This is a genomic window from Pseudoflavonifractor sp. HCP28S3_F10 (assembly GCF_052065415.1).
Lineage (GTDB): Bacteria > Bacillota > Clostridia > Oscillospirales > Oscillospiraceae > Pseudoflavonifractor_A.
In genome coordinates this window covers 193,423-215,687 of record NZ_JBQHUB010000001.1, presented here as the reverse complement: position 1 = coordinate 215,687, position 22,265 = coordinate 193,423, and the positions used below count along the sequence as shown (strand labels likewise).

The window sequence follows — 22,265 nt, the reverse complement described above, 5'->3', positions numbered from 1 at the left end:
ATATGAAGATTTTCCGTAACCGCACCGTGATCGGTGTGCTGTGTATCCTCCTGGCGCTCGTCATCTGCTTCGGGGTGACGCCTCTGTTCAGCCGCAGCGCCAGCGAGAAGGCTGAGATCGTCCGCGTCACCGCCGACATCAAGGAGGGCGACGAGATTACCGCCGAGATGGTACAGACCGTGGAGGTGGGCGCCTATAACCTGCCGTCCGGCATCATGACAGAAAAAGACGAGGTCATCGGCAAGTATGCCACCGCCGACCTGAAGGTGGGCGATTACATTCTGGCCAGCAAGCTCTCCAACGAACCCGCCGCCGAAAATGCCTATCTGTACAATCTGGACGGCACCAAACAGGCTATCTCAGTCACCATCAAGAGCTTCGCCACCGGCCTTTCCGGCAAGCTGGAGAGCGGCGACATCGTTTCCGTCCTCGTGGCCGACTATCAGGGCATGGGCGAAACCGTAATCCCGCCCGAGCTGCAGTATGTTGAGGTCATTTCCGTTACCGCTTCCTCTGGCTATGACGCCAACACCGGCGAGGCGATTGAGGATGAGAAAGAGCTGCCCTCCACCGTCACCCTGCTGGTGACCACCGAGCAGGCCAAAGTTTTGGCCGGGCTGGAGCAGGAAAGCGAGCTGCATCTGGCGCTGGTTTATCGTGGGACCGCCGAGAACGCTTCCGCATTCATCGAGGCGCAGGACGCTCTGATCGAGGAGCTGTACGCCGAGCCGGAAGCCGAGGAGACTGCCGAGGCGACTGAGAATACCGAAACCGGGGAAAGCGAGGGCGCCGATCCTGCCGCAGAGAGCGAGGCGGCTGCGGAATGAACTTCATGAAAGGAAGCCTCTTTCACCGCAGCACCGAGCCGGAGGAGGTGGAAATCACCCAGGAATCCGGCGGTGGAGTCCTGGCCGTCTGGGGAAGCCCCGGCTGCGGCAAAACTGTGACTGCGGTAAAGATCGCAAAGCATCTGGCCTCCCAGAAGAAAAATGTGGCGCTTCTGCTCTGCGATATGACCGCCCCTATGATGCCCTGCATCTGCCCGCCCTCTGAACTGGAGTGCGACAAATCCCTGGGCAGCATCTTCGCCGCCCAGCGGATCTCCGTGAATCTCATCAAGCACAACCTGACCACCCACAAGAAGCTGTCCTACCTGACCATGCTGGGGCTGCGCAAGGGGGAAAACGAGTACACCTATGCGGCCTGCACCAAGCAGCAGGCAGAGGAGCTCATCCGCGGCCTGCGTGAGATCGCCCCCTATGTGGTCATCGACTGCTCCAGCTATATCGCCAATGACATCCTCTCCGCCGTGGCGCTCATGGAGGCCGACAGCGTCCTCCGGCTGGCCAACTGCGACCTGAAATCCATCGGCTACCTGTCCAGCCAGCTCCCGCTCCTTCGGGAACTGCACTGGGATGAGGATAAGCAGTACAAGGCAGCGTCCAATATCAAGCCCCTCCAGGCGGCGGACCGCATCGGTCAGGTACTTGGGAGCGTCGCTTTCCAGCTTCCGCACTCCCAGGAGCTGGAGGAGCAGTATCTGGAGGGTACGCTCCTGAATGATCTTTCCATGAAAGACAGCAAGGCGTTCCGCCGGGAGATCGAGAAAATCTGCAAGGAGGTGTTCTGATGCTTGGCGACAGAAGAAGCAATTCGTTGTTCGCCACGGCCCCGTCCGCCGCCCCGGCGGAGGTCAGGCAGGAGCAGGCCGGGGTGCATGACATCTCCTTTGAGGAAAATACCGGAAGGGCTATTTTTGCGGAAACCAAGGTCGCGCCCAAAGCGAGCGATGTCTTTTTCGCTCCCCAGAATAAGGGGATGCCCTTTGCGGAGGTTCTCAGCCAGGTGCAGTCCTACCTCTCCGGCACCTATGCCACCCTGATCACGGAGGGCGGCGACGAGGCCAAGGAGCAGATGAAGCGCCGGATCGCCCGCTATTTGCAGGATAACCGCATGGCCGTGGACGGCATGACTCAGAGCGAACTGGTGGACGCCCTGTATACGGAGATGGCCGAATATGGGTTTCTGACCAAGTACATCTTCGCCGATGGCATCGAGGAGATCGACATCAATTCCTGGCGCGACATCGAGATCCAGTATTCCGACGGCCGCACCGTCAAGCTGGAGGAACACTTCGACTCCCCGGACCATGCGGCCAATGTCATCCGCCGTATGCTCCAGAACTCCGGCAAGGTGCTGGACAACGCCAGTCCCATCATCACCTCCCGTCTGGCCAAGAACATCCGTGTTTCGGTCATCAAGACCCCGGTGTTGGACGAGGACGCAGGCGTCGCGGCCTCCATCCGAATCGTCAACCCCAAGAATCTGACCAAGGAGGACTTTGTGGGCAGCGGCACCGCTACGGAGGAAATGCTGGATTTCCTGTCCGCCTGCCTGCGCTACGGCGTCTCCATCTGTGTGGCAGGCGCGACCAGCTCCGGCAAGACCACGGTGGCAGGCTGGCTCCTGTCCACCATTCCCGACCGCAAGCGGATCTTCACCATCGAGGACGGCTCCCGTGAGCTTCAGCTCATCCGGGAGCAGAACGGCAGGGTGGTCAACTCCGTCGTCCACACCCAGACCCGCGACAGTGAGAACGAGCGGCAGCGCATCGACCAGATCGCGCTGCTGGACATCGCCCTTCGCTTCAATCCCGACATCATCGCCGTGGGTGAGATGCGCGGCCCGGAGGCCAATGCCGCCCAGGAGGCCGCCCGCGTGGGCGTGGCCGTTCTCACTACCATCCACTCCAGCTCCAGCGAGGGCACCTATCGCCGCATGGTATCCCTGTGCAAGCGGGCCGTGGACACCCCCGACGATACGCTCATGGGCTATGTCACTGAGGCATATCCCATTGTGGTCTACTGCCGCCAGCTGGAGAACAAGGAGCGCCGCATCACCAACATCTCCGAATGTGAGATCCTGCCGGATGGGAGCCGCCGGCTCCACAAGCTCTACGAGTACAATATCACCGAAAACCGTCTGGAGGGCGACCGGTTCATCATTGAGGGACACCACCGGAAGTGCGAGGAGATGTCCGAGAGCCTGCAGCGCCGCTTTATCGAAAACGGTATGCCCCGCGGTGAGCTGGAGCAGTTTATCCAGAGGAAGGAGGAAACTGCATGACAATGATCCAACTGATCGCCTGCATCGGCATGATCGCTGGGCTTTTTATGGTGCTGCGGATCTCACCCGCAGAAATGAGCGACAGCATCTTTTCCCGGCTGACTGCCGCCCCCGGCAGCATCCGGGCGGATATCAACGAGACGACCAAGCGAAAAAAGGCCGGCTTCTTCCGCCGGGAGATCACAGAGGCGCAGGCGGTGCTGGCCGCATCCGGGCGTGAGGGGAAGTTCCCCATGGTGTGCATGGCGTCCCTGGTACTGTTTGCCCTTGGCGCCTGCATTGCCATTTTTGCCGGGAATGCTTTTCTTGTCCCTGTGCTGGCCGTCGGCTTTATGCTGGCGCCGTTCTGGTATGTCAAGCTGACAGCCGGCAGCTTCAAAAAGGATGTGGCCGCCGAGCTGGAAACGGCGCTGTCAGTCATCACCACCGCCTACCTGAGAACAGAGAACTTCCAGCAGGCCGTAGAGGAGAATATCCGCTACCTGCACCACCCCGTGCAGGATGTGTTCCAGCGGTTCCTCACCCGCATCAAGCACATTGACCCGGACATGGACGCCGCACTTCATGACCTGAAATATGCCATCGACAATGAGGTATGGCAGGAGTGGTGCGAAGCGGTGATGGCGTGTCAGACAGACCGCAGCCTGAAAAGCACCCTGACTCCCATCGTCAGCAAGCTGTCGGACATGAGAGTGGTCAACGGAGAGCTGGAAAATCTGGTTTTCGGCCCCCGCAAGGAATTCGTCACCATGGCGATTCTGGTGCTGATCAATATTCCGCTGGTGCGGTTCATCAACACCGATTGGTACCACACCCTGGTAGACACCGTTCCCGGCCAGATGGTCATCGCCGTCTGCATCGCAGCCGTATTCGTGTCCTTTGCCTTCGTGGTGAAGCTGACGCAGCCCATTGAGTATCGGAGGTGAGGAAATGGGCGCACTTTTATTTCTGTTCGGGACCGTGCTGGCCGCCGGACTGTATTTCGTCCTCGCCGACCTTCTGAAGATTCCCAGACTGGCCACGGAACGGGCGCTCATTTCCGCCGGACGGCGGGAGCGGAGCCTGGTCAAAGCTCTGGAGATGCTGATCCTCGGCTGGGCGCTGAAGCTGGCCCCGCTGATTCGAATGGACGAATACAAATACCGCCGGCTGGAGAGCAAGCTCACGGCGGCGGGGCTGGATATGACGCCCCAGGTCTACACGGCCTACGCCATTTTGAAGCCCTGCCTCATCCTGCTCGGCATCATCCCGTGCCTGCTGATCCTGCCCATTCTGAGTCCCCTCATCGTGGTGCTGGCCGTTCTGACCTGGTTCAAAGAGAGCCGCCGGGCGGATGAGCTGGTCAAGGCCAGAATGGAGCTGATCGAGGGCGAGCTGCCCCGGTTCGTCGCCACCATCCATCAGGAGCTGGCAGCCAGCCGGGATGTCCTGCGGATTCTGGAAAACTACAAGAAACACGCCGGATCTGATTTCGGTCGGGAGCTGGATGTGCTGACTGCGGATATGCGTTCCTCCTCCTATGAAGCGGCGCTCATCCGCTTTGAGGCCAGAATGGGTTCCGCCATCATTTCGGACATCGTCCGCGGCCTCATCGGCATACTGCGGGGTGACGACGGGCGAATGTACTTCCAGATGCTGTCCCACGATCTGAAGGCATTGGAACTGCAGCGCCTCAAGGCCAAGGCCGCCAAGATCCCGCCCAAGATCCGGGTGTTCAGCTTCATCATGCTCATGTGCTTCATGATGACCTACATCGTCATCATCGTATACCAGATCGTCAATTCTCTGGGAAACCTGTTCTAAAGGAGGTCGCCATGAAAAAAATACTGAAACGGCGCTCCGGCGAAGGCTATATCGATGTATGCGTTCTGGTGGTGTGCGCCATGCTGGTGCTGGCGCTGGTGGTTCGTGTGCTTCCGGTCTACATTACCAAACAGCAGTTAGACACCTATGCGGTGGAGCTTGTGCGCGAGGCGGAGATCGCCGGCCGGGTTGGCACGGAGACCACCCGCCGGGCGGCGGCGCTTACCGATAGCACCGGGCTTGACCCCGACATCCGGTGGTCCACCACCGGACGCATCCAGCTCAACGACGAGGTCACCGTGACCCTGACGCTGGAAACGGATATCGGCCTGTTCGGTGGATTTGGCTCGTTCCCGATCACGCTGACGGCTTCCGCCACAGGCAAGTCGGAGGTGTATTGGAAGTGAGAAAACCGATTTTTCGCCGCCGCTCCGGCGAGGGCACCCCCATGATCCTTGCCATTGTGCTGGTATTGCTGATGCTGTTCTGCGCCATTGCCGAGTTCAGTCGGCTGTGGATCATTGCCCAAGGCGTAAAGGAGGCCGCGCAGCAGGCGGTCATCTCCACCGTCAATGACAACTATGACGATGTGTACCACGCCGTCCGTGAGGGATACGCCGCGGGCTGGTATCCGGACGGTACAGGCCGCTGGGATGAGAGCATCGACACCGGCGATGTGTACGGCCAGCTCTCTGAAACGCTCGGTCTGGAAAATACAGCGGGCGGGTATCAGAAAATCTCGGACGGCGAGGTGGAATATACCATCTCCGACCTGTCCGTGGTTCTGGAAAATAACAGCCTCGGTTCCGGCCAGAGTGAGGGCTATACCGCACTGGTGGAGATCCATCTGGAGGTGCCCGTCCGGTTTCTGGGGAATCTTTTGCCCGCTGCCAGCATGACTTTGCACACGGAGGCCAAATATGTGCCTCTCTTCTGAGCCATCCGGTCTTTTCAATAGACTTCCACAGAAAACTGTGGTATTGTCCCATTAACAAGAATAATATCAAGGAGGCATACACCATGACAGACAAGACAAAGAGGATCGTCCTCATCGCCGTCTGCTGCCTGCTCTGCGTTGCGGCGGCCGTTGGGATCGCCGTCCGGTTCGGCGGTAGTGCCGACATTTCTTCCGGTGTGGTTTCCGATGATCCCACCCAGAGCGGTGATCCCAATGTGGATATCGACAATAACGGCCAGACTGATCTGGATGTCCAGGTGGAAACGCCGGACGCATCCGAAACCGATCCCGCCCAGGGCGCGGACTCCAGCGGCCTGGAGCAGACCATCCAGGCAGATCCCGTAAAGCCGGAATCCCCTGAGAAACCAGAAGCCCCCGCCGGCACCACCACGCTGCCGGATGACCACGACGGAACGGATGTGCCGGAGGAGGAGCGCAAGACCGAGGATGAGGCGCCGCCCACCTATGAGGAGACTCCCACAGTGACTCCCACTGAAACGGAGCCTGCCGCGGGAAGCACCAACAGCTCCGGTCAGGTCTATGTACCCGGCTTCGGCTATGTGGAAAACAGCGGTGAGAATCAGGGCGGCACTCTGGATGATATGTATGAAAACGGGAATAAGATTGGGATTATGGGTGGCGAGTAAGCTCCCCACATCCCCATGGCGCAGTCGGAAGCGGCTGCGCCCTTTTTTTGCCGAAAGGAGTCCTGCATGAGAAAAATTCTCGCACTCTTTTTATCCCTCGCTCTTCTTCTGGGAACGACCATGCCTGCGTTTGCCGCCACCGGCGAGGGAAATATCGATGGTGGTGGCGGCAACATGGGCAGCGGTAATTCTTCAAGCTATTGGAATCCCGGTATGGACGGTGTGAGAGTTACAGTGATAAACGCTGAAAGCCATGCTGTTGTGACAACGCCGGTTGATCTCACCAACAAAACGCCCTCTACAGGTATCATCCACTTTGGGAAGGTCTGCAAACTCACATATAACGGAGGCGCGTCGCTATCGCCGGTTGTGGGCGGTTATTCCTATCGAAATCCCTCCCAGAGTTTACCCAGAATCATTTCCTCGGGGTCATCTTCGGCCAGTATTGAGGCCATCCGAAGCTACTTCACGGATGAACAGGTCATTCGTTCTCTGGCAGGTTATGTCGGCATGGACTTCGATACATTGATCAATGGCGACTACAAGATTATCATCGAGCCGATTGCATACCTGAATTATGACGGACAGCAGTTTGCAATGACAGCCACCGAAGCTGCTTTGTACGACCAGGTGGTCAGCGGTGACCTGCGCTATTGGATGGGATCGCTGACCCATCAGAATCTCCCGCTCGCTATCTTCCTGGAGGAAGCCGACCTCGGGTATCCCGCGTGGTCAGGCAGCACTACCAGCAAGGTCAGCAATGAGCAGATCATCTCCTCGCTGGGGATCGGCATCGTCCGCTTCAACGATGAGGTGGAGGAACCGGAGGTGGATGAGTTTGACTACGAATACCGGGTGGACACCGATGTTATCACCTCGGTGGAGGTGTCCGGCGGGCAGTCAGACCCGGACAACCCGGTCACCGTGCAGTTTGTGATCGAAGGCAGCACCTATACCGTCAGCAATGTCTACTATCCGGACGGCGACAGCCAGCTGGTCTGGGTGAGGTGGCACACCCCCGATGAACCCTGTGTCTGCACCATTCAGGTCAGGGTGCTGGGCGGAGGCACAGCACAAAGCACCATCACCGCCAACATTGTGGATCTGGACGGCAACGACCCGCCCAATCCCGTAGCCGATGACCGAAACGATACCTTCTCCCTCGTAAGCATCCCAGAGAAAGAAGAAGTGACCTCCGCCTCCTGGGGCATCTGGTCTCCCTGGTGGCAGGAGAATTGGGTGTGGGTTGAAAACTGGGAGAAGTGCTGGCACACGGATCGGTGGACGGACAGCGAGGGCAAATCCCACACGGACCGCTGGTACCACTGGGTGGACAACGGCTGGTGGGAGGATCAGGGCTGGTGGGAATTTGACTATAACGCCTACACAGCCAGCCTGACGGCAACCATGGTCATCACGCCTGACAGCCTGTCGCCCACGGCATCTTCCTCTACGCTCAAGAGCGGATACGGCATCCAGCAGAGCGTTACAGCCAGCGTCAGCACCACACAGAGCGCCGCAGTTACTGCGGCTCAGAATGCGGTGACCTATTTCCCGGAGTTCAACTACGAGGGCTTTTGGAGGCTCCTGGACCGAAGCATCAGCGGCAAACGCTCCACCTTCACTTTCAAGGACAATCCATACAGCACCTATAATCGTCCGACCCATTTCACACCGATATGGTATCCCGATGGGAGCTATACGCCATACACCTGGCTGCTGGACTGCTGGACACCGGCGGGAATGCTGTCGCTAAACCTCACGGACTCCATCCGGATTTCCGGAGATCTTTGGGAGGACTGGCATATCGCCCCCACAAATTAACAACATACAACGGAGGGAATTTATGCGTAAATTCAACTATAAGCGCCTGATCGTTATGCTGGTCGTGGTCTTGGCAATGACCTGCCTGATGGCGACCACAGCTTTTGCCGCAGGTACCGGGGATGTGGCCGGCGCCGTCGAGAGCACCTGGTCCACCGCATCCACCCAGATCAAGTCGGTGGTCGACAATGTGGTGTTTCCCGCCATCGACCTGATTCTGGCCGTCTTCTTCTTTGCCAAGCTGGGAACCGCCTATTTCGAGTATCGCAAGAGCGGCCAGTTCGAGTGGGCGGCTCCCGCCATCCTGTTTGCCTGCCTCGTGTTTACCCTCACTGCGCCCATGTATCTCTGGAGCATCATTGGCATCTAAGGAGGGTATATGAACTTTTTCGAGCAAGAACTTCACAAGATCGTTGCCCCAAAGTATCCGGACGCCACCTATGTAGGCCGGGCCTGCTATGTGCGTCTCGATGAGTTGAATCGGGCAAAGATCCAGTTCGTCACGGGGATCGTCGCAAATCAATACCATGCCCTTCGCGTTTCCATTCTGAATCGGAACGAAGGCCAGGTGGATGTGCTGCTTCTGAATCTTTCCGACATTCTCGGGAAAAAGCAAACCGGCAACCCGAACTTCCGCAATGGGATCAATCCCTACATCTGGGATGACTACGGGAAAGCGGATTGGTATGTCTACCATCCCAACAGTCAGGACTACCAGCAGCTCACGGATGCGGTATCGGATTATCTGGAGGTGTTTCAGGAGCAAGCCCAAACCGCTGACCCCCAGTGGCAGCAGACCATGTAAAGAACTGACCCAGGGGCCGTACCAGCTGTACGGCCCCTGGCCTTTTATCCCAAGCAGTTGGTGCGGCCTCACCCCGAAAAGAGGTGAACGAACCATTGTTTATTTGGGATTTTGTTGCCGACACCATCCTCGGTCAGATCGTGGATTGGATCTACGGACAGGTCATGGGCTTTCTTGGAAACTTTTTCGCCGAGATGGGCAACATGGGCGTCGAGCTGTTCGAACTGAGCTGGGTGCAGAGCATTGTACTGTTTTTCTCTTATCTGGCCTGGGCGCTCTATGTGACCGGCCTTGTGGTGGCCTGTTTTGAGTGCGGCATCGAGTATTCCTCCGGCAGAGGGAATCTCAAAGAAACTGCTCTGTGTGCCATCAAGGGCTTTATGGCGGTGAGCCTGTTTACGGTTGTGCCGATTCGGCTCTATGAGCTTTCCGTCACATTGCAGGCAAGCCTCACCGCGGGGATCACAGGGTATGGCACTTCCATCGGCGAGGCGGCGACCGAAATCGTCGATTCGCTCAGCGGCATCGATTCGCTGACCGGTATGACCACCGGCTCATACTTCGGCTTCGCATCCATCACCAGCCCGATCATGCTTTTATTCTGCATCATTCTGATGGCCTACGCCGTGATAAAGGTCTTCTTTGCAAACCTGAAGCGCGGCGGCATTCTGCTCATTCAAATCGCAGTGGGCAGTCTCTATATGTTCAGTGTCCCACGCGGTTATACGGATGGTTTCATCCAATGGTGCAAGCAGATCATCGGATTGTGCCTGACCGCTTTCCTGCAATCCACCATTCTCATCGCCGGGCTCATGGTATTCAAGGATCATGCCCTCCTTGGCCTCGGCCTGATGCTGTCCGCCGGCGAGATCCCCCGTATTGCCGGTGCCTTTGGCCTGGATACCACCACAAGAGCCAATATCATGTCTGCAGTCTATACCGCCCAGGCTGCGGTCAATACCACAAGGACCGTTGTTCAGGCGGTAGCCAAATGAAGACGCTGACAATGGGCAGCCTGTTTGACGGGATTGGCGGTTTTCCCTTGGCTGCGGTTCACAACGGCATCGTTCCTGTGTGGGCCAGCGAGATCGAAGCCTTCCCCATTGAGGTGACCCGGCTTCGATTTCCCGATATGGTTCATGTGGGCGACATTACAAAGCTTGACGGAGCAAAGCTGCCGCCGGTGGATATCATCTGCGGCGGCTCTCCCTGTCAGGATCTGTCCGTGGCCGGAGCGAGAGCCGGAATCTTCGGAGAACGCTCCGGCCTTTTTATGGAACAGGTGCGAATCGTAAAGGAGATGAGAGATGCAGATAGACAACGAGGCCGAGCAGCTCTCGATATACGACCTCGATTTATGGTGTGGGAGAATGTGCCCGGAGCCTTCTCCAGCGGAACACCCAAAGGAGAGAATTTCCGGATCGTCCTCGAGGAGATCGTCCGAATTAAAGTCAGTGGTGTTTCAATCCCTCGACCTGACACCGGGCGCTGGGAACCTGCTGGGCGAATTCTATTGGGAGCTGATTTCTCCCTGGCGTGGAGATGCCTTGACGCTCAATACTGGGGTGTCCCCCAGAGAAGAAAAAGGATCTTCCTTGTCGCAGATTTTGCAGGACGATCCGCCAGACAAATACTATTTGACCAGGAAAGCCTGCCTGGGCATCCTGCGCAGAGCCTTTGAACGCGGGAAAGAGTTGCCCCGAAAGCTCAATCGGGCACTGGAGATTCAGGCGGGAGCAGCTCCACCGGACGGCAGATCCACCCAACTGGAGGCGTACCACATCAACCAGCGTGATGAGGGCATCGATCTGCACGGCGTTTCCGGTGCCCTGATGGCAACCAATAATATGCAGATGCAGACCTTGGAACGATTTACGCCGACACTGAGCTTCCCTCCAGAGCGAAGGCGGTCTATATGTACCTGCGGGATCGCTCCGATGCCGAGGGAAAGTGCTGGCCGGGCATTAAGACCATTGCCTCGGACATGAAGCTGTCCCGCTCCACGGTCAAGCGGGCGCTGCACGATCTGGAGCAGTGCGGCTATCTCCAAAAGGATTCCCGGCACAGGCCGAATGGGAGCAGCACCTCCAATCTCTATACCGTGAAATAAAAGAGAGAGTGGTTTGTACCAAAATGTAGTACAAACCACTCTCTGAATCTTCCGCCAAGGGAGAACTGCGCCCGTTCGCTGGACCCAGGGGCGGTTCATCGTGAACCACCCAGAAGGACTCACTCTAACTGAGATTTAGGACAGAGAAAAGACATCTTCGGTAATAGCAGCAGGGATTTGTCGAGAATATGCTCTCGGCAAATCACTGTTTTCTTTTGAATAAAATATTATGCGTTCGCATGAATTTTCTCGCCTTTCACAATGAAGTGTGCTATAATGGACCTATAATTTTGCAACCATGTAGTTTTGAAGAAGAGGTGCAAAAAATGGCAGTGTCCTACAAGAAGCTATTTAAGCTTCTCATTGACCGAGATATGAAGAAAAAAGAGTTTCGAGATTATGTCGGTATCAGCTATTCTACTATGAGCAAGCTGGAAAAAGGCGAGAACACAACTGTCGAGGTTCTGGAGAAAATCTGCCTCAAACTCGGCTGCGGAATTAATGATATTATGGAAATCCTGCCAGACAGTCCCGATAATGGGACAGGAAAAGGTGTAGAGTAATATGGGGAGGAACAAACAGCAGGATGGAGCGAAAAGAATATAGCGCGGGTGCAGTGAAGATGTCCTTCTGGTTTGTTGAGTTCCGCAAGATGGTTCAGCTTCTTCACGACGGGAAAAACATGGACGAGGTGAAAGCACTCGCGCAAAGAGAGAATATCTTTGCAGCACCAACAGCACTGCGATCCAATCAAATATTTAATACTGTGGCTGGGAGAATAAAAAGTTTGAAGCAAAGCTTCATTCCTGTCTTTCTGTCCAGCGATCTCGCGACACAGAAACTCTTTGCGTTGATTGCAGCAATGGCGTATGACACGCTCTTCTTTGATTTTGTTTATGAGGTCATTCGGGAGAAGATGATCGTTGGCAACAACGAACTGAGAGACAGTGATGTGCGCATCTTTTTCAAAGACAAGCAGCAACAAAATGAAAAGGTGGCCGGATGGACAGACGCAACTTTAGTTCGCTTGGGTCGTTGCTACAAAACAATGCTCTACGAAGCAGGTGTGATTGATAAGGCGAAAACGGCAAGAAGAATATTGAAACCGATCTTCGACCCTGAGCTGTCCCGCTGGTTGGAGCAGAATAATATGGCAATCTATGAGAAGGCACTGACGGGGGTGAGGTAATGGATTTAACCGCGAGACTGGATGCAATGGAGGCGGCAATCAAAAAACCTTCTTTCCGGCAGAGCAGCGGAAAGGCTAATGAGGTCAACTACTGGATTTTTGATTATCCGCCAGAAAAGGAACTGGAAGTACGTGAGCGAATCGAGTATATGAAGAACAAGAACCAGAAAGGTACAGACGAGTACCGACTGGTTGTCTTCGATCTCTATGACATCATTATAGACTTTTTGGAGCGCAAGGGGTTCGTTGACAAGTGCTGTGAATTCGAAAAAAAACACGGCATCCAGCGTATTGTGAAGGCGGTCAGCAACTCCATGAAAGTGAGCGAAAGTGACAGCTTGATAGTTCGGCATATTCAGGAAAACACGCCGGAAAACGCCATTGTCTTTTTGACAGGAGTAGGTAAAAGCTACCCTCTCCTGCGTTCCCATAACGTGTTGAATAATCTTCATCAGTCCTATCTCCGCGCACCAGTGGTCATGTTCTTCCCAGGCACATACAACGAGCAAGAGCTGATACTCTTCAATGAGATAAAAGACGATAATTATTACAGAGCTTTCCGGCTTGTGAAGTGATGGAGGAAGTGCCATGCAGATCAAAGAAATGTTTGCCAAGAAGATCGATAGAGAGATTCAAGGCGTAATCATTGTTGGACAGGGCGAGGATGCCAATGTCTCGCAAGAGCTCGAAGAATATGTTGTGACACGTGAACTGCAAAAGCATTTCGCCGATTTCTACTCTTCCTATAAGAAAGGCATCGTGGGAACTACCCCGAAGATGGGCGTTTGGATTTCTGGCTTCTTTGGAAGCGGTAAATCTCACTTCCTGAAAATCCTCTCCTACCTTTTGGAGAATCGCGAGGTGGGCGGCAAGAAGGCTCTTGATTACTTCATCGACGATAAAAAGATCATCAATCCGATGGTACTTGCCGATATGAAGTTAGCTGCTGAGACCTCTACCGATGTCATTCTGTTTAACATTGATTCTAAGAGCGAGTCCACAGGAAAACAAAACAAGGACGCCATCGTAAATGTTTTCCTCAAGGTCTTCAACCAGATGCAGGGCTTCAGCGGCGGGTTGCTGCCTACTGCCGGGTATCCACCGACAGCGAGGAGCAGCTCACATCCTATACCAACCAGAAAAAGGTATATACCGAGATGATTGCCGCTAAGCCCGAATGGGAGTTTGCCGGACTCTACGCAGATGAGGGCATCTCCGGGACACGTGCAGATAAGCGCCCCCAATTCCAGAAGATGATCAACGACTGCTTGTCGGGGAAAATCGACTATATCATCACCAAGTCGGTCTCCAGATTCGCCCGAAATACTGTTGACTGCTTGGATCATGTACGAATGCTCAAGGCAAGGGGGATCGGCATCTACTTCGAGGAGCAGAATATCGACACCCTGCAGATCGACAGCGAGCTCTATCTGGTCATCTATGCAGGCTTCGCACAATCCGAATCGGAAAGTATCAGCAAAAATGTCACCTGGACCTTCCGAAAGCGATTTCAGGATGGCAAGCCCATATTCCACTACAAGTGCCTGCTGGGGTATCGAAAGGGTGAGGACGGGGGTCCGGAGATCGTCCCCGAGGAGGCTGCCATTGTGGAGCGGATCTTCAATATGTATCTGGCGGGGGAAACCGTAAATCGGATATCAGCCAAACTCAGAGAAGAAAATATCCAAGTGCCAGGGAAACGCTTCTCCTTCAGCGCCAGCATGATCAAGGGCATCCTCCGAAACGAACGCTACTGCGGGGACAGCATCCTGCAAAAAACGGTCACGGTCGACTGCATTGGAAAGGTACGCCGCAAGAACAACGGGGAGGCTCCCATGTACTATGTGCAAAACAGCCATCCTGCCATCATCAGCCGGGAACTCTTCCACAAAACCCAGGAAGAACTTGCCCGGCGGATGAGCCGGGCGCCGAACTCCACCAAAACGGCCACAACGGCCACCGGGAAATACTCCCGGTATGCACTATCCAATGTGATTATCTGCGCAGAATGCGGGAGTAGATACAAGCGCGTGACCTGGACATCCCGCGGGAGAAAGCGGGTTGTCTGGCGCTGTATCAACCGCTTGGACTACGGAAAGCGATACTGCAAATCTTCCCTTACAGTAGACGAGGAGGCACTCCATGCAGCTATCGTCCGGGCTGTCAACCGCTTTAACGAGGAAGACGAAGCCACCTATCTTGCACTGATGCGGGCGACCATCGGGGAGGCCATCGGTCTGAATGGAGGCAGCGACGAAATCGACCTGCTCCGCCGAAAAATCGATGGCCTGAACCGTAAAATGGTGTCCCTCATCAATGAGAGCGTAGAGAGCGGCGATGGCATCGAAAGCCATGAAGCGGAATTCAAGGAACTATCCGATACCATCGAGCTCCTGCAAGGGCGAATCAAGAAGCTGGAAGAAGCCCTTCTCTCCGATAAGGGGAATGATGACCGCATCCTTCAACTGCAACAAATCATAGCAGACCGTGCGGCGAGAAAGATGGAGTACGACGATACCATTGTCCATCAGATGATCGAATGTGTGAAGGTGTATCCCGACGGTAGGCTGGACATTATCTTCGGAGGAGGGTATCTCATCGAAGAACACTTAGAGAAAGAAAATTCATAACTTCAAATATAATTGACATAATCGCCGAAATAATATAGTATAATATATGTTAGGAGGCGATTGTGCATGGCGAAAAAAGCGGCGGTCATCATGCCGCAGACAAGGGAGATCCTGGAGCAGATGGGAGAGCAGATCCGCTTGGCCCGCCTGCGCCGGAAGCTGAGTCTGGAACTGGTGGCGGAGCGAGCCGGGATCAGCCGGGCCACCCTGATCTCCATCGAGAAGGGTGCGCCTACGGTATCCATCGGTTCCTATGCCGCCGTGTTACACGCACTGAACAATATGGACAGTGACCTGCTGCTCATCGCCAAGGACGATGAGTTTGGCAGGAAGCTGCAAGACCTGGCGCTGCCCACCAGAAGACGGGCGCCCAAGAAAGGAGAGTAGCCTATGGCTCAGGAGGAACGAACCATCTATGTGTACGAAAATTGGCGGGGAGAACTCCCCAGTCTCCTGGGAAGGCTCCGCTGCGGCTTTGTCCGGGGACAGGAGACCTTCTCCTTTGAGTACGACCCCGTCTGGCTGGCCTCCGCCGACAGCTCCTTTTCCCTGGACCCAGACCTGGCCCTCTACCGGGGGCGGCAGTATGTGCCGCTGGACAAGCGGCTTTTCGGGCTGTTTGCCGACTCCTGCCCGGACCGCTGGGGACGCCTGCTGATGAGGCGCAAGGAGGCCATCGACGCCCGCAAAGAGGACCGCAAGCCCCGTAAGCTCACCGAGAGCGACTTCCTGTTGGGGGTCTACGATGAATCCCGCATGGGGGCGCTGCGGTTTGCTCTGGAGGAGGGCGGGGAATTTCTCTCCCATGACAAGGCTTTCGCCACTCCGCCTTGGGTGCATCTCAGGACGCTGGAGAATGCCTCTCTCGCCTTCGAGCATGACGAGAGCGGCCTGAACGAAACATGGCTTCGGGAACTGCTGGCTCCCGGCTCCTCTCTGGGCGGGGCAAGACCCAAGGCCACAGTGCAGGCGGCGGACGGGGCTCTGTGGATCGCCAAGTTTCCTTCCAAACATGATGAGACCAACACAGGGGCTTGGGAGAAGGTGGTTCATGATCTGGCCCGACTCTGCGGGCTGGATGTGCCGGAGTCCAAGCTGGAGACCTTCTCCAAGACCGGCAGCACCTTTCTGGTCAAGCGCTTCGACCGGGATGGCAGCCGCCGCATCCACTTCGCCTCCGCCATGACCCTGCTGGGCAAAACCGATGGGGCCTCGGCAGCGGATGGAAGCAGCTATCTGGATCTGGCGGCGTTCATCCGGGCCCACGGGGCGTCACCCCGGCAGGATCTGGCCGAGCTGTGGAAGCGGATCGTGTTCAGCATGGCGGTGTCCAATACTGACGACCACCTGCGCAACCACGGTTTCCTCCTGACCCCCACCGGCTGGCGGCTGGCACCCCTCTACGATGTGAATCCTGACCCAGCGGGAAACCGCCTTTCCCTCAATGTAAGCGAGTATGACAACACCATTGACTTGGCCCTGGCGTTGGAGGTGGCTGATTACTTCGGCCTGTCCCCCCAGGAGGCGGAGCAGGCGGCAGAGGAGATCTGCAAGACCGTATCCAGCCGCTGGGAGCGGCTGGCGCAGCAGTACGGCCTCAGCCGCGGCGCTATGGAGTATATGCACACCGCCTTTTCCCTTCAAATATAAGCAAGGAAACGGACGATTCCCTGTGGAGTCGTCCGTTCCTTTATTCCTCGGGGGTATCCCCCAAGGTGTCCTCACCCTCTTCCTCATCCAGATCCGTATCAATATCCAATCCTTCATTGTTACCCACATTCTTCTCATAGAGCTTGGTCCACTTGAGCGGGTATTTGCACTTGCGGTTATAAGCCAGAAGCATTGCCTCGGCATAACCCATAGAGCCGGGCCGCCGTTCCTTGGCTGTCCTCGAGAGCAGCTTGACCGACATTTCCCCCACCTTTTCCTTAAAGGTTTCATCTTTCATTGCGTCGCCAAAGGTGTAGACCAATCTGGCGATTCCGTTGAGCATATTGGCGGAAAGGGAATTCATATCGCCCTCCCAAGTGCCCACACACAGGCGCAGCGTTCGGTCAAGAACATGGTATCCAAATTTGTCAAAAATGTTTTCCAGAGTGGATACCGCACAAACCACGCCATAATTCCGAACCTGCCCAATAGACAGCGAGTAGGACTCTACCAGATCACGGATGATAAGCTGTTTCTGGTTTCCAGCTTCGATATTTGCCATGAACACCTCGTAGGGTTTTAGAGGTTTTACAAACTTCATCTGATTGGCAAAGATATCTGCCTCATGTTCGTAGTTCAGATCGTCGTAAATCATACACCAGACTGGAGTATCACGGGAGCCGGAAGCCAGCGCAACAATTTCCACCGTGTGCTGTCCGTTGAATACATAGTTCACCCCGTTTCTTCGGCTCACTTTGACGGGATTGATCTGATACAGGTCGAAATGAGTTGCCGCATTTAGTACGTGCTGTTCGGAGATGCTTCTCTGGTACTCCTGGTTGGACACAAGATTTTTAATAGGGATCTGCTCAAAATGTACATTGGGCACGAACATACTGAAATCGGCCATCAGGAATCCTCCTTGATTGCGGTAAGCATCTCCTGCACTTTCTCTTCCAGTGCCGTCAGCGCTACACACAGATTTTCCTTGGCTGTAGATGAGATTGACTCCAGATGTGCCATGGACTTTGTTCGGTCGATAGAGCTCATCCAGGAAGGAATGGTGAGAGTGAGCCCCGCAACCTCTGCATCCGGGTCATAGGCGGGCATAGTCTTGATGCCAGGCTGTTCCACCGCCTGCATAGAAGTTTTGGATGGCAAATCTGGGGAGAGGCTGCGCCTCGACTCACTGTATCGGGCAAACGCATAGGGATTATTTCCAATTTTTTTGCTGAGCGCCTTTAGTTCCTCGGGTTCCATCTCAGCCAAGACTACAATGTTCTCAAATGAGATCTTGTATGTCCCTGATAGAATATGTGGAACTAATTCCGGCGCATTTTTTGCGATAGCATCTAATGCCGTGCTATATTTAGCGTATTTTTGAACGGTTGCGCCAGACACATGATACTCCTTTCCCAGACGTGCGGCGGTTCGCCGACCGCTCTCTTCATCGATAGGACGGCCCCTTCCTGTTGCCGTGCGGGGATTTAGACGATACTGATTGTAGCCTTGCTCGTTCCGCTGAACTTTCTTTTCCGCCTCATATTGCCTGCCGATCAGATACTTCTTTGTCTCCTCTGAAATGTTGCGGCGGCCAAGCTGATTGGAGCAGATCCAGACGATGGCGGCAGCTCGGTTGGAAAAAGCCTGCTCCCTTACCCCATACGGGATTTGCAATTTGTTGCAGATCTCGTAGCGATTGTGGCCATCAACGATGGTGTCGTTCCAAACAATGATGTCTTCACGGCAACCCTCCATCACCAGATTGAGCTCCAGCTGTCGATATTCCTCACGGCGGAGAGGAGGAATCAAATTTTTGAATTCCGGATCGATTCTGAGCTGCCTAAACCCCTTCTCTGCCATGCTGCCTCCTGCGTTCCTGCTGTCTTACTGTTTTGAGGGAGAAATATGCGACCCGGTTGATCTGGTCGATCTCCCCAGTTAGATGGTAGTTGAACCGCAGGTCAAAGCCGCCCACCATTTCAGAAAAGTTGTTCAGTAGAATTGAGCTATAGAATTCCACAGACTGCTGGGTCGTATCTGATAACCGAACCTTGTTTGCGGTTCCGCCTAAAATTGGTTTGTCAGAACCGAGAACAGCGATGTACAGTTCCTCTGGATTTACCAGAAATTGAACATACGCAGGATTTCCCAGGAGACGAATCGTCTGCCTGTGGATGCGAATTCTGTTGCGTAAAGGATCAAGCGTCAATAACGCTTGGGATTGATTATCACGATTCATATCCTTATCCTCCCTAAACGGACTTACTTGTCTTCATTACCAGAGACAGGCCCGTCTGCACATTTTACTGCATTAGCAGAAATGTTGTCGCGCAGCCCGTATACGGCGTATCCCTCAAAAATATCTACCTGCATGGATTTCTGGTGTTCACGGAATGGAAGGCCAAATTGCGTTTTCCAACCTTCCGGGAATACAGGCGTCCGAGACGATTTTGGCTTTTCCCCGTCCTTCAGCACGCGCTGATAGACCTCAGTAGCGGTCAGATCGAATGCGATGAGCCACTCGTCCTTGGCATGGATTACTCGTCCAAGGAGCTTATACCGATAGTCCAGGTTCCACCCCATCAGAGAGAATACCTTGGCGAAGAAGATCTTGCAGGTGATCTGCTTGGGCTTACGCCTGCCGGAACCGGTGGTACACCAGGCGCAGGCATCCCGGTCCTCTGCCCGACAGGGGCGGATCGCCAGAATCTTACTCTCCTGGTTGACCAGCACCTGTACCTGATTCACTTGGGGAAAACGGTTCAGGCAGGCAGCGTTTACATAGAACTTGTAGTTGTTGAAGGTCACAGAGGGCTCATTGATATGGGCAAAGAACTCCCGGCGCACTACCTGATAGCCGTCGTAATTGAATTCTCGATGCAGCTCCAGAACTTCATCCCCGCCGGCGCTATCAGACGGGACGGTCTCCGCTTCCATCTCCAATACGACAGGCGGGTCATTGCCCGTCTGTTCTCCATCCAAAGTACGGAGCATTCCGGCGATTACGCCTTCCGGCTTTCCCAGATTTTCATCGTTCAATTATGGTTCCTCCTTCCCGCACTGGCTAAATTCCTGGCGGATATAGGTTCTCAGCTCTTCAAATCCAGTCACATGGAGTTTCTGTCCGGTTTCATAGAGCTGTCCTTCCATGCGGATCTTCCAGTCTTCTTCACTTTGGTTACGAATTAGTTGGATGGAATGCTGATGGAGATAATACTGCTTTCCAAAAGAGCCAATCCACTCTTCTGGAACAGCCCGTACACGTTTACCCGAGATGGAAAGCGGCTGTACGGCCTCCGATGCACTCTGCTCCCCCTTCTGACCCGCAAGCAGGTACGATTTAATAAATGCCTCCGCGTCGTTGATGTCGAAAATATACGCTGATTCATGTTCGGTCTGGTACAAGGCCCCGGCAATACGGTATTTCAAATCCGTGCTCCAGCCAAATAGCTGATAAAGCGTTTCCATATAAGCCGCGCTTGCAATCTCTCTGGGGTAATACTTCCCGTTTACCAGTTTTGAGAAGGCAACAGCGTTGCGGTTGCTTTTTGCCGCTGTACGAACGGCAAATCGCATCTCCACCGGATGAACCAACATCTCTACATAATTGTTCTTCCCGAAGCTCCGCACGCAATCGGTGCTGAATTTGATCTTTTTATCTTGGAACAACACATAAGGACGGTGATAGCTATCAAAGAATTCACTACGGGCAATCTCAAAGCCTCTCATGTCAAAGTCGCCCGGCCCCAGGGTAATGCTTGTGGGTGCGGACAGTTCTTCCTGCTGTTCGTCGGATGGGCAGATACTGATGGAAGCCTGGTAGTAATCTGCCGGCTTAAATCCAGCCCACCGGGGATTGATGGTCACAAACCCTTTGAGCAGGCCGCTGTTAATTACCCGCAGCTCCGGGAGGATGGAGCGATTGCCATACTTGGAGTTGTTCAGAAGATGCTGAACCGCAATAAAATCATCTCTGGAAACAATGCCCTCGTGGTGATTTCGGTAAAGGCTCTGGGGCCGGTCGCCTCGATTCTTTCTGGACTTATGGTTCAGATAGTTTGGGGTGAAGGTCTTCCGGGTCAGCACATCCCCGCAATGACGCTCATTGCGAAGGACCTGGACAATGGAATTGGATGTCCACTTGATATTCCCCAGATAAGTCTTTCGGCCCAGCTCGGTAAGCGCCGCCGCAATATCGCTGGTGGAGTATCCGTACAGGTACATATAGAAGATGAGCTTCACCGTTGGTGCTTCATCCGGGTTCACAACCAAATTCCCTTCCGCATCGTGAGAATACCCCAGCAGCTTGGGGGTCAGGGGCAAGCCGCCGTCCAGCCGCATCCGCAGGGAGGTCTCCATGCTCCGGCTTCGGATGTGGGACTCTTCCTGAGCCATGGTGGCCTGAAAAGAAAGCGCCATCTGGGAATCGTCTTTGAGCGAGAAGATGCATTCGCTCTCGAAGAACACTCCTACAGGACTGGGCAGCTCCGCAAGCATTCGAACCATGCTGATGCAGTCCACCACATTTCGGGCAAAGCGCGACACGCTTTTGGTGATGATCATATCGATTTTACCGCTGCGGCAATCGGCGATCATGCTGTTGAATTCATCCCGATGAGCCAAAGAAGTCCCGCTGATACCTTCATCGGCGTAGATCTTGACCAATGTCCAGTTTGGGTGATGGACAACAAAATCTTCATAGTATTTCTTTTGCAGCTCATAGGAGGAAGTCTGCTGGACATTGTCTGTGGAGACACGGGCATACACGGCGACCCGTTGCTCAATATCGTTGTCGTAGTAATCAATGGGCTTTTTGGCCGGGATAAATTCATAGTTCTCCGGGTCAACTTTCGTGTTGATGCGCCGGCGAACCCGTTCTTTCCGCTCCGCAAGCTGTTTTCTCGTGGACTTGTCAATCATGAAGCATTTCCCTCCGGGGTTCGTCATCGGGGAGTATCTTCCAACCGGGATCTGGCAAAAAGTACGGGTCGTGTAGATCCTCCTGATAGTAGGAAGCCAGAGTATAGATATCTTCTGAAACAAAGTAGATGCCCACCGGCTTGGGCAGCGCCGCCAGGAGCCGGGCACAGAAGGAAAGCTCCGATAGCTTCTTGGAGATATTGCTCGCCTTCTGGGTAATGACCAGATCGACCTTGCCTTCGTAACAGTCTTGCAGAAGTCTTGCCCATTCCGGCGCGCTTTCCATATTGGGGGCGGAACTGCCCTCATCTACATAGAAGCCGGTAAACTCCCAGTTCGGGCAGAGAGCCAGCGTATCCAAAAACTGCTTCTTGTGAGCGGAGAGATAATCTTCATACCGGGTTTGATTAAAATAGCGGATATACACCGCCACCCTGTGATGATTTTTCGGAAGCGGACGCTCGCGCCTGATACCCTTTAACCAAGCGTGGTGTTCCGCCAAAAGCGCATTCTTTTCCGACTCTCCTTCCAGCAGAAAATCAAAAGACGGCATGATTTCCTGCTCCGACGCTTCGTTCTGAACAGCCAACTCTGACATAC

At 54.7% G+C, this 22,265-nt stretch carries 25 protein-coding genes and 3 pseudogenes; 22 read left to right on the top strand and 6 right to left on the bottom strand.

The window, feature by feature from the left end:
* Positions 1-2 precede the first annotated feature (2 nt).
* The 22 genes and pseudogenes from cpaB to ACTNBZ_RS00965 all read left to right on the top strand — a co-directional run bounded on the left by cpaB (position 3) and on the right by ACTNBZ_RS00965 (position 16,742).
* Positions 3-827, top strand: a complete 825-nt coding sequence (cpaB, locus tag ACTNBZ_RS01070) for a Flp pilus assembly protein CpaB (protein WP_441207785.1) — start codon at positions 3-5, stop codon at positions 825-827.
* Positions 824-1,630, top strand: coding sequence for a ParA family protein (locus tag ACTNBZ_RS01065; protein ID WP_441207784.1), 807 nt, complete (start codon positions 824-826; stop codon positions 1,628-1,630). Before cpaB ends, ACTNBZ_RS01065 begins: the two co-directional genes overlap by 4 nt.
* Positions 1,630-3,126 (top strand): type II/IV secretion system ATPase subunit, encoded by a 1,497-nt coding sequence (locus ACTNBZ_RS01060; RefSeq protein WP_441207783.1) that lies wholly within the window; start codon positions 1,630-1,632, stop codon positions 3,124-3,126. The genes ACTNBZ_RS01065 and ACTNBZ_RS01060 overlap by 1 nt, the downstream gene beginning before the upstream one ends.
* Entirely contained in the window at positions 3,123-4,052 is a 930-nt protein-coding gene (locus ACTNBZ_RS01055; RefSeq protein ID WP_441207782.1) for a type II secretion system F family protein, read from the top strand. Before ACTNBZ_RS01060 ends, ACTNBZ_RS01055 begins: the two co-directional genes overlap by 4 nt.
* Positions 4,053-4,056: 4 nt before the next feature.
* Positions 4,057-4,929, top strand: a complete 873-nt coding sequence (locus ACTNBZ_RS01050; protein ID WP_441207781.1) for a secretion protein F — start codon at positions 4,057-4,059, stop codon at positions 4,927-4,929.
* An 11-nt stretch (positions 4,930-4,940) separates the two neighbouring features.
* Complete coding sequence (locus ACTNBZ_RS01045; protein ID WP_087295606.1) at positions 4,941-5,336, top strand: DUF4320 family protein; 396 nt, start codon at positions 4,941-4,943, stop codon at positions 5,334-5,336.
* Positions 5,333-5,866, top strand: coding sequence for a TadE family protein (locus ACTNBZ_RS01040; RefSeq protein WP_330610158.1), 534 nt, complete (start codon positions 5,333-5,335; stop codon positions 5,864-5,866). The genes ACTNBZ_RS01045 and ACTNBZ_RS01040 overlap by 4 nt, the downstream gene beginning before the upstream one ends.
* Before the next feature lie 83 nt (positions 5,867-5,949).
* Positions 5,950-6,534, top strand: coding sequence for a DUF6550 family protein (locus ACTNBZ_RS01035; protein WP_441207780.1), 585 nt, complete (start codon positions 5,950-5,952; stop codon positions 6,532-6,534).
* Positions 6,535-7,044: 510 nt separating this feature from the next.
* Positions 7,045-8,358 carry a hypothetical protein gene (locus tag ACTNBZ_RS01030; protein ID WP_441207779.1) on the top strand — a complete coding sequence of 438 codons (1,314 nt, stop codon included), beginning with the start codon at positions 7,045-7,047 and terminating at the stop codon, positions 8,356-8,358.
* Positions 8,359-8,380: 22 nt separating this feature from the next.
* A complete protein-coding gene (locus ACTNBZ_RS01025) occupies positions 8,381-8,728 on the top strand; it encodes a DUF3852 domain-containing protein (protein WP_087295600.1) in 348 nt (115 codons plus the stop codon).
* Positions 8,729-8,737: 9 nt separating this feature from the next.
* On the top strand, positions 8,738-9,163 hold the full coding sequence (locus ACTNBZ_RS01020) for a hypothetical protein (RefSeq protein ID WP_087233694.1): 426 nt from the start codon (positions 8,738-8,740) through the stop codon (positions 9,161-9,163).
* Positions 9,164-9,258: 95 nt separating this feature from the next.
* Entirely contained in the window at positions 9,259-10,158 is a 900-nt protein-coding gene (locus ACTNBZ_RS01015) for a conjugal transfer protein TrbL family protein (protein ID WP_087295596.1), read from the top strand.
* Positions 10,155-10,833: pseudogene (locus tag ACTNBZ_RS01010) on the top strand (DNA cytosine methyltransferase); the annotation flags it as partial. The gene ACTNBZ_RS01015 and the pseudogene ACTNBZ_RS01010, both read left to right, overlap by 4 nt.
* Positions 10,834-11,033: 200 nt before the next feature.
* Positions 11,034-11,273 (top strand): helix-turn-helix domain-containing protein, encoded by a 240-nt coding sequence (locus tag ACTNBZ_RS01005; protein WP_441207887.1) that lies wholly within the window; start codon positions 11,034-11,036, stop codon positions 11,271-11,273.
* A 326-nt stretch (positions 11,274-11,599) separates the two neighbouring features.
* Positions 11,600-11,836: a helix-turn-helix domain-containing protein gene (locus ACTNBZ_RS01000; protein WP_441207778.1), complete on the top strand. Its 237-nt coding sequence runs from the start codon at positions 11,600-11,602 to the stop codon at positions 11,834-11,836.
* Positions 11,837-11,859: 23 nt separating this feature from the next.
* Positions 11,860-12,462 (top strand): DUF1819 family protein, encoded by a 603-nt coding sequence (locus ACTNBZ_RS00995; RefSeq protein ID WP_441207777.1) that lies wholly within the window; start codon positions 11,860-11,862, stop codon positions 12,460-12,462.
* Entirely contained in the window at positions 12,462-13,037 is a 576-nt protein-coding gene (locus tag ACTNBZ_RS00990) for a DUF1788 domain-containing protein (protein ID WP_441207776.1), read from the top strand. Before ACTNBZ_RS00995 ends, ACTNBZ_RS00990 begins: the two co-directional genes overlap by 1 nt.
* Positions 13,038-13,050: 13 nt before the next feature.
* A pseudogene (locus ACTNBZ_RS00985) lies at positions 13,051-13,542 on the top strand (BREX system P-loop protein BrxC); the annotation flags it as partial.
* Between the two features lie 56 nt (positions 13,543-13,598).
* Positions 13,599-14,366: pseudogene (locus ACTNBZ_RS00980) on the top strand (recombinase family protein); the annotation flags it as partial.
* A gap of 12 nt (positions 14,367-14,378) precedes the next feature.
* Positions 14,379-15,092 carry a recombinase zinc beta ribbon domain-containing protein gene (locus ACTNBZ_RS00975; RefSeq protein WP_441207886.1) on the top strand — a complete coding sequence of 238 codons (714 nt, stop codon included), beginning with the start codon at positions 14,379-14,381 and terminating at the stop codon, positions 15,090-15,092.
* Positions 15,093-15,158: 66 nt separating this feature from the next.
* The gene (locus tag ACTNBZ_RS00970) at positions 15,159-15,479 is read left to right on the top strand and encodes a helix-turn-helix domain-containing protein (protein WP_441207775.1); all 321 of its coding nucleotides are present in this window, start codon (positions 15,159-15,161) and stop codon (positions 15,477-15,479) included.
* 3 nt (positions 15,480-15,482) lie between these two features.
* A complete protein-coding gene (locus ACTNBZ_RS00965; RefSeq protein ID WP_441207774.1) occupies positions 15,483-16,742 on the top strand; it encodes a type II toxin-antitoxin system HipA family toxin in 1,260 nt (419 codons plus the stop codon).
* 40 nt (positions 16,743-16,782) lie between these two features.
* Here ACTNBZ_RS00965 and ACTNBZ_RS00960 read toward each other — a convergent pair whose 3' ends face one another.
* Genes ACTNBZ_RS00960 through ACTNBZ_RS00935 form a run of 6 tightly spaced genes read right to left on the bottom strand, consistent with a single transcriptional unit; the run spans position 16,783 to position 22,263 of the window.
* Positions 16,783-17,652, bottom strand: a complete 870-nt coding sequence (locus ACTNBZ_RS00960; RefSeq protein WP_441207773.1) for a DUF6551 family protein — start codon at positions 17,650-17,652, stop codon at positions 16,783-16,785.
* On the bottom strand, positions 17,652-18,605 hold the full coding sequence (locus tag ACTNBZ_RS00955; RefSeq protein ID WP_441207772.1) for a hypothetical protein: 954 nt from the start codon (positions 18,603-18,605) through the stop codon (positions 17,652-17,654). The genes ACTNBZ_RS00960 and ACTNBZ_RS00955 overlap by 1 nt, the downstream gene beginning before the upstream one ends.
* The gene (locus tag ACTNBZ_RS00950) at positions 18,586-18,984 is read right to left on the bottom strand and encodes a hypothetical protein (protein ID WP_441207771.1); all 399 of its coding nucleotides are present in this window, start codon (positions 18,982-18,984) and stop codon (positions 18,586-18,588) included. Before ACTNBZ_RS00950 ends, ACTNBZ_RS00955 begins: the two co-directional genes overlap by 20 nt.
* Positions 18,985-19,007: 23 nt before the next feature.
* Positions 19,008-19,784, bottom strand: a complete 777-nt coding sequence (locus tag ACTNBZ_RS00945; RefSeq protein ID WP_441207770.1) for a hypothetical protein — start codon at positions 19,782-19,784, stop codon at positions 19,008-19,010.
* Positions 19,785-21,665 carry a recombinase family protein gene (locus tag ACTNBZ_RS00940; RefSeq protein ID WP_441207769.1) on the bottom strand — a complete coding sequence of 627 codons (1,881 nt, stop codon included), beginning with the start codon at positions 21,663-21,665 and terminating at the stop codon, positions 19,785-19,787. It abuts the gene before it with no gap.
* Positions 21,658-22,263, bottom strand: a complete 606-nt coding sequence (locus ACTNBZ_RS00935; protein WP_441207768.1) for a recombinase family protein — start codon at positions 22,261-22,263, stop codon at positions 21,658-21,660. Before ACTNBZ_RS00935 ends, ACTNBZ_RS00940 begins: the two co-directional genes overlap by 8 nt.
* Between the last annotated feature and the right edge of the window lie 2 nt (positions 22,264-22,265).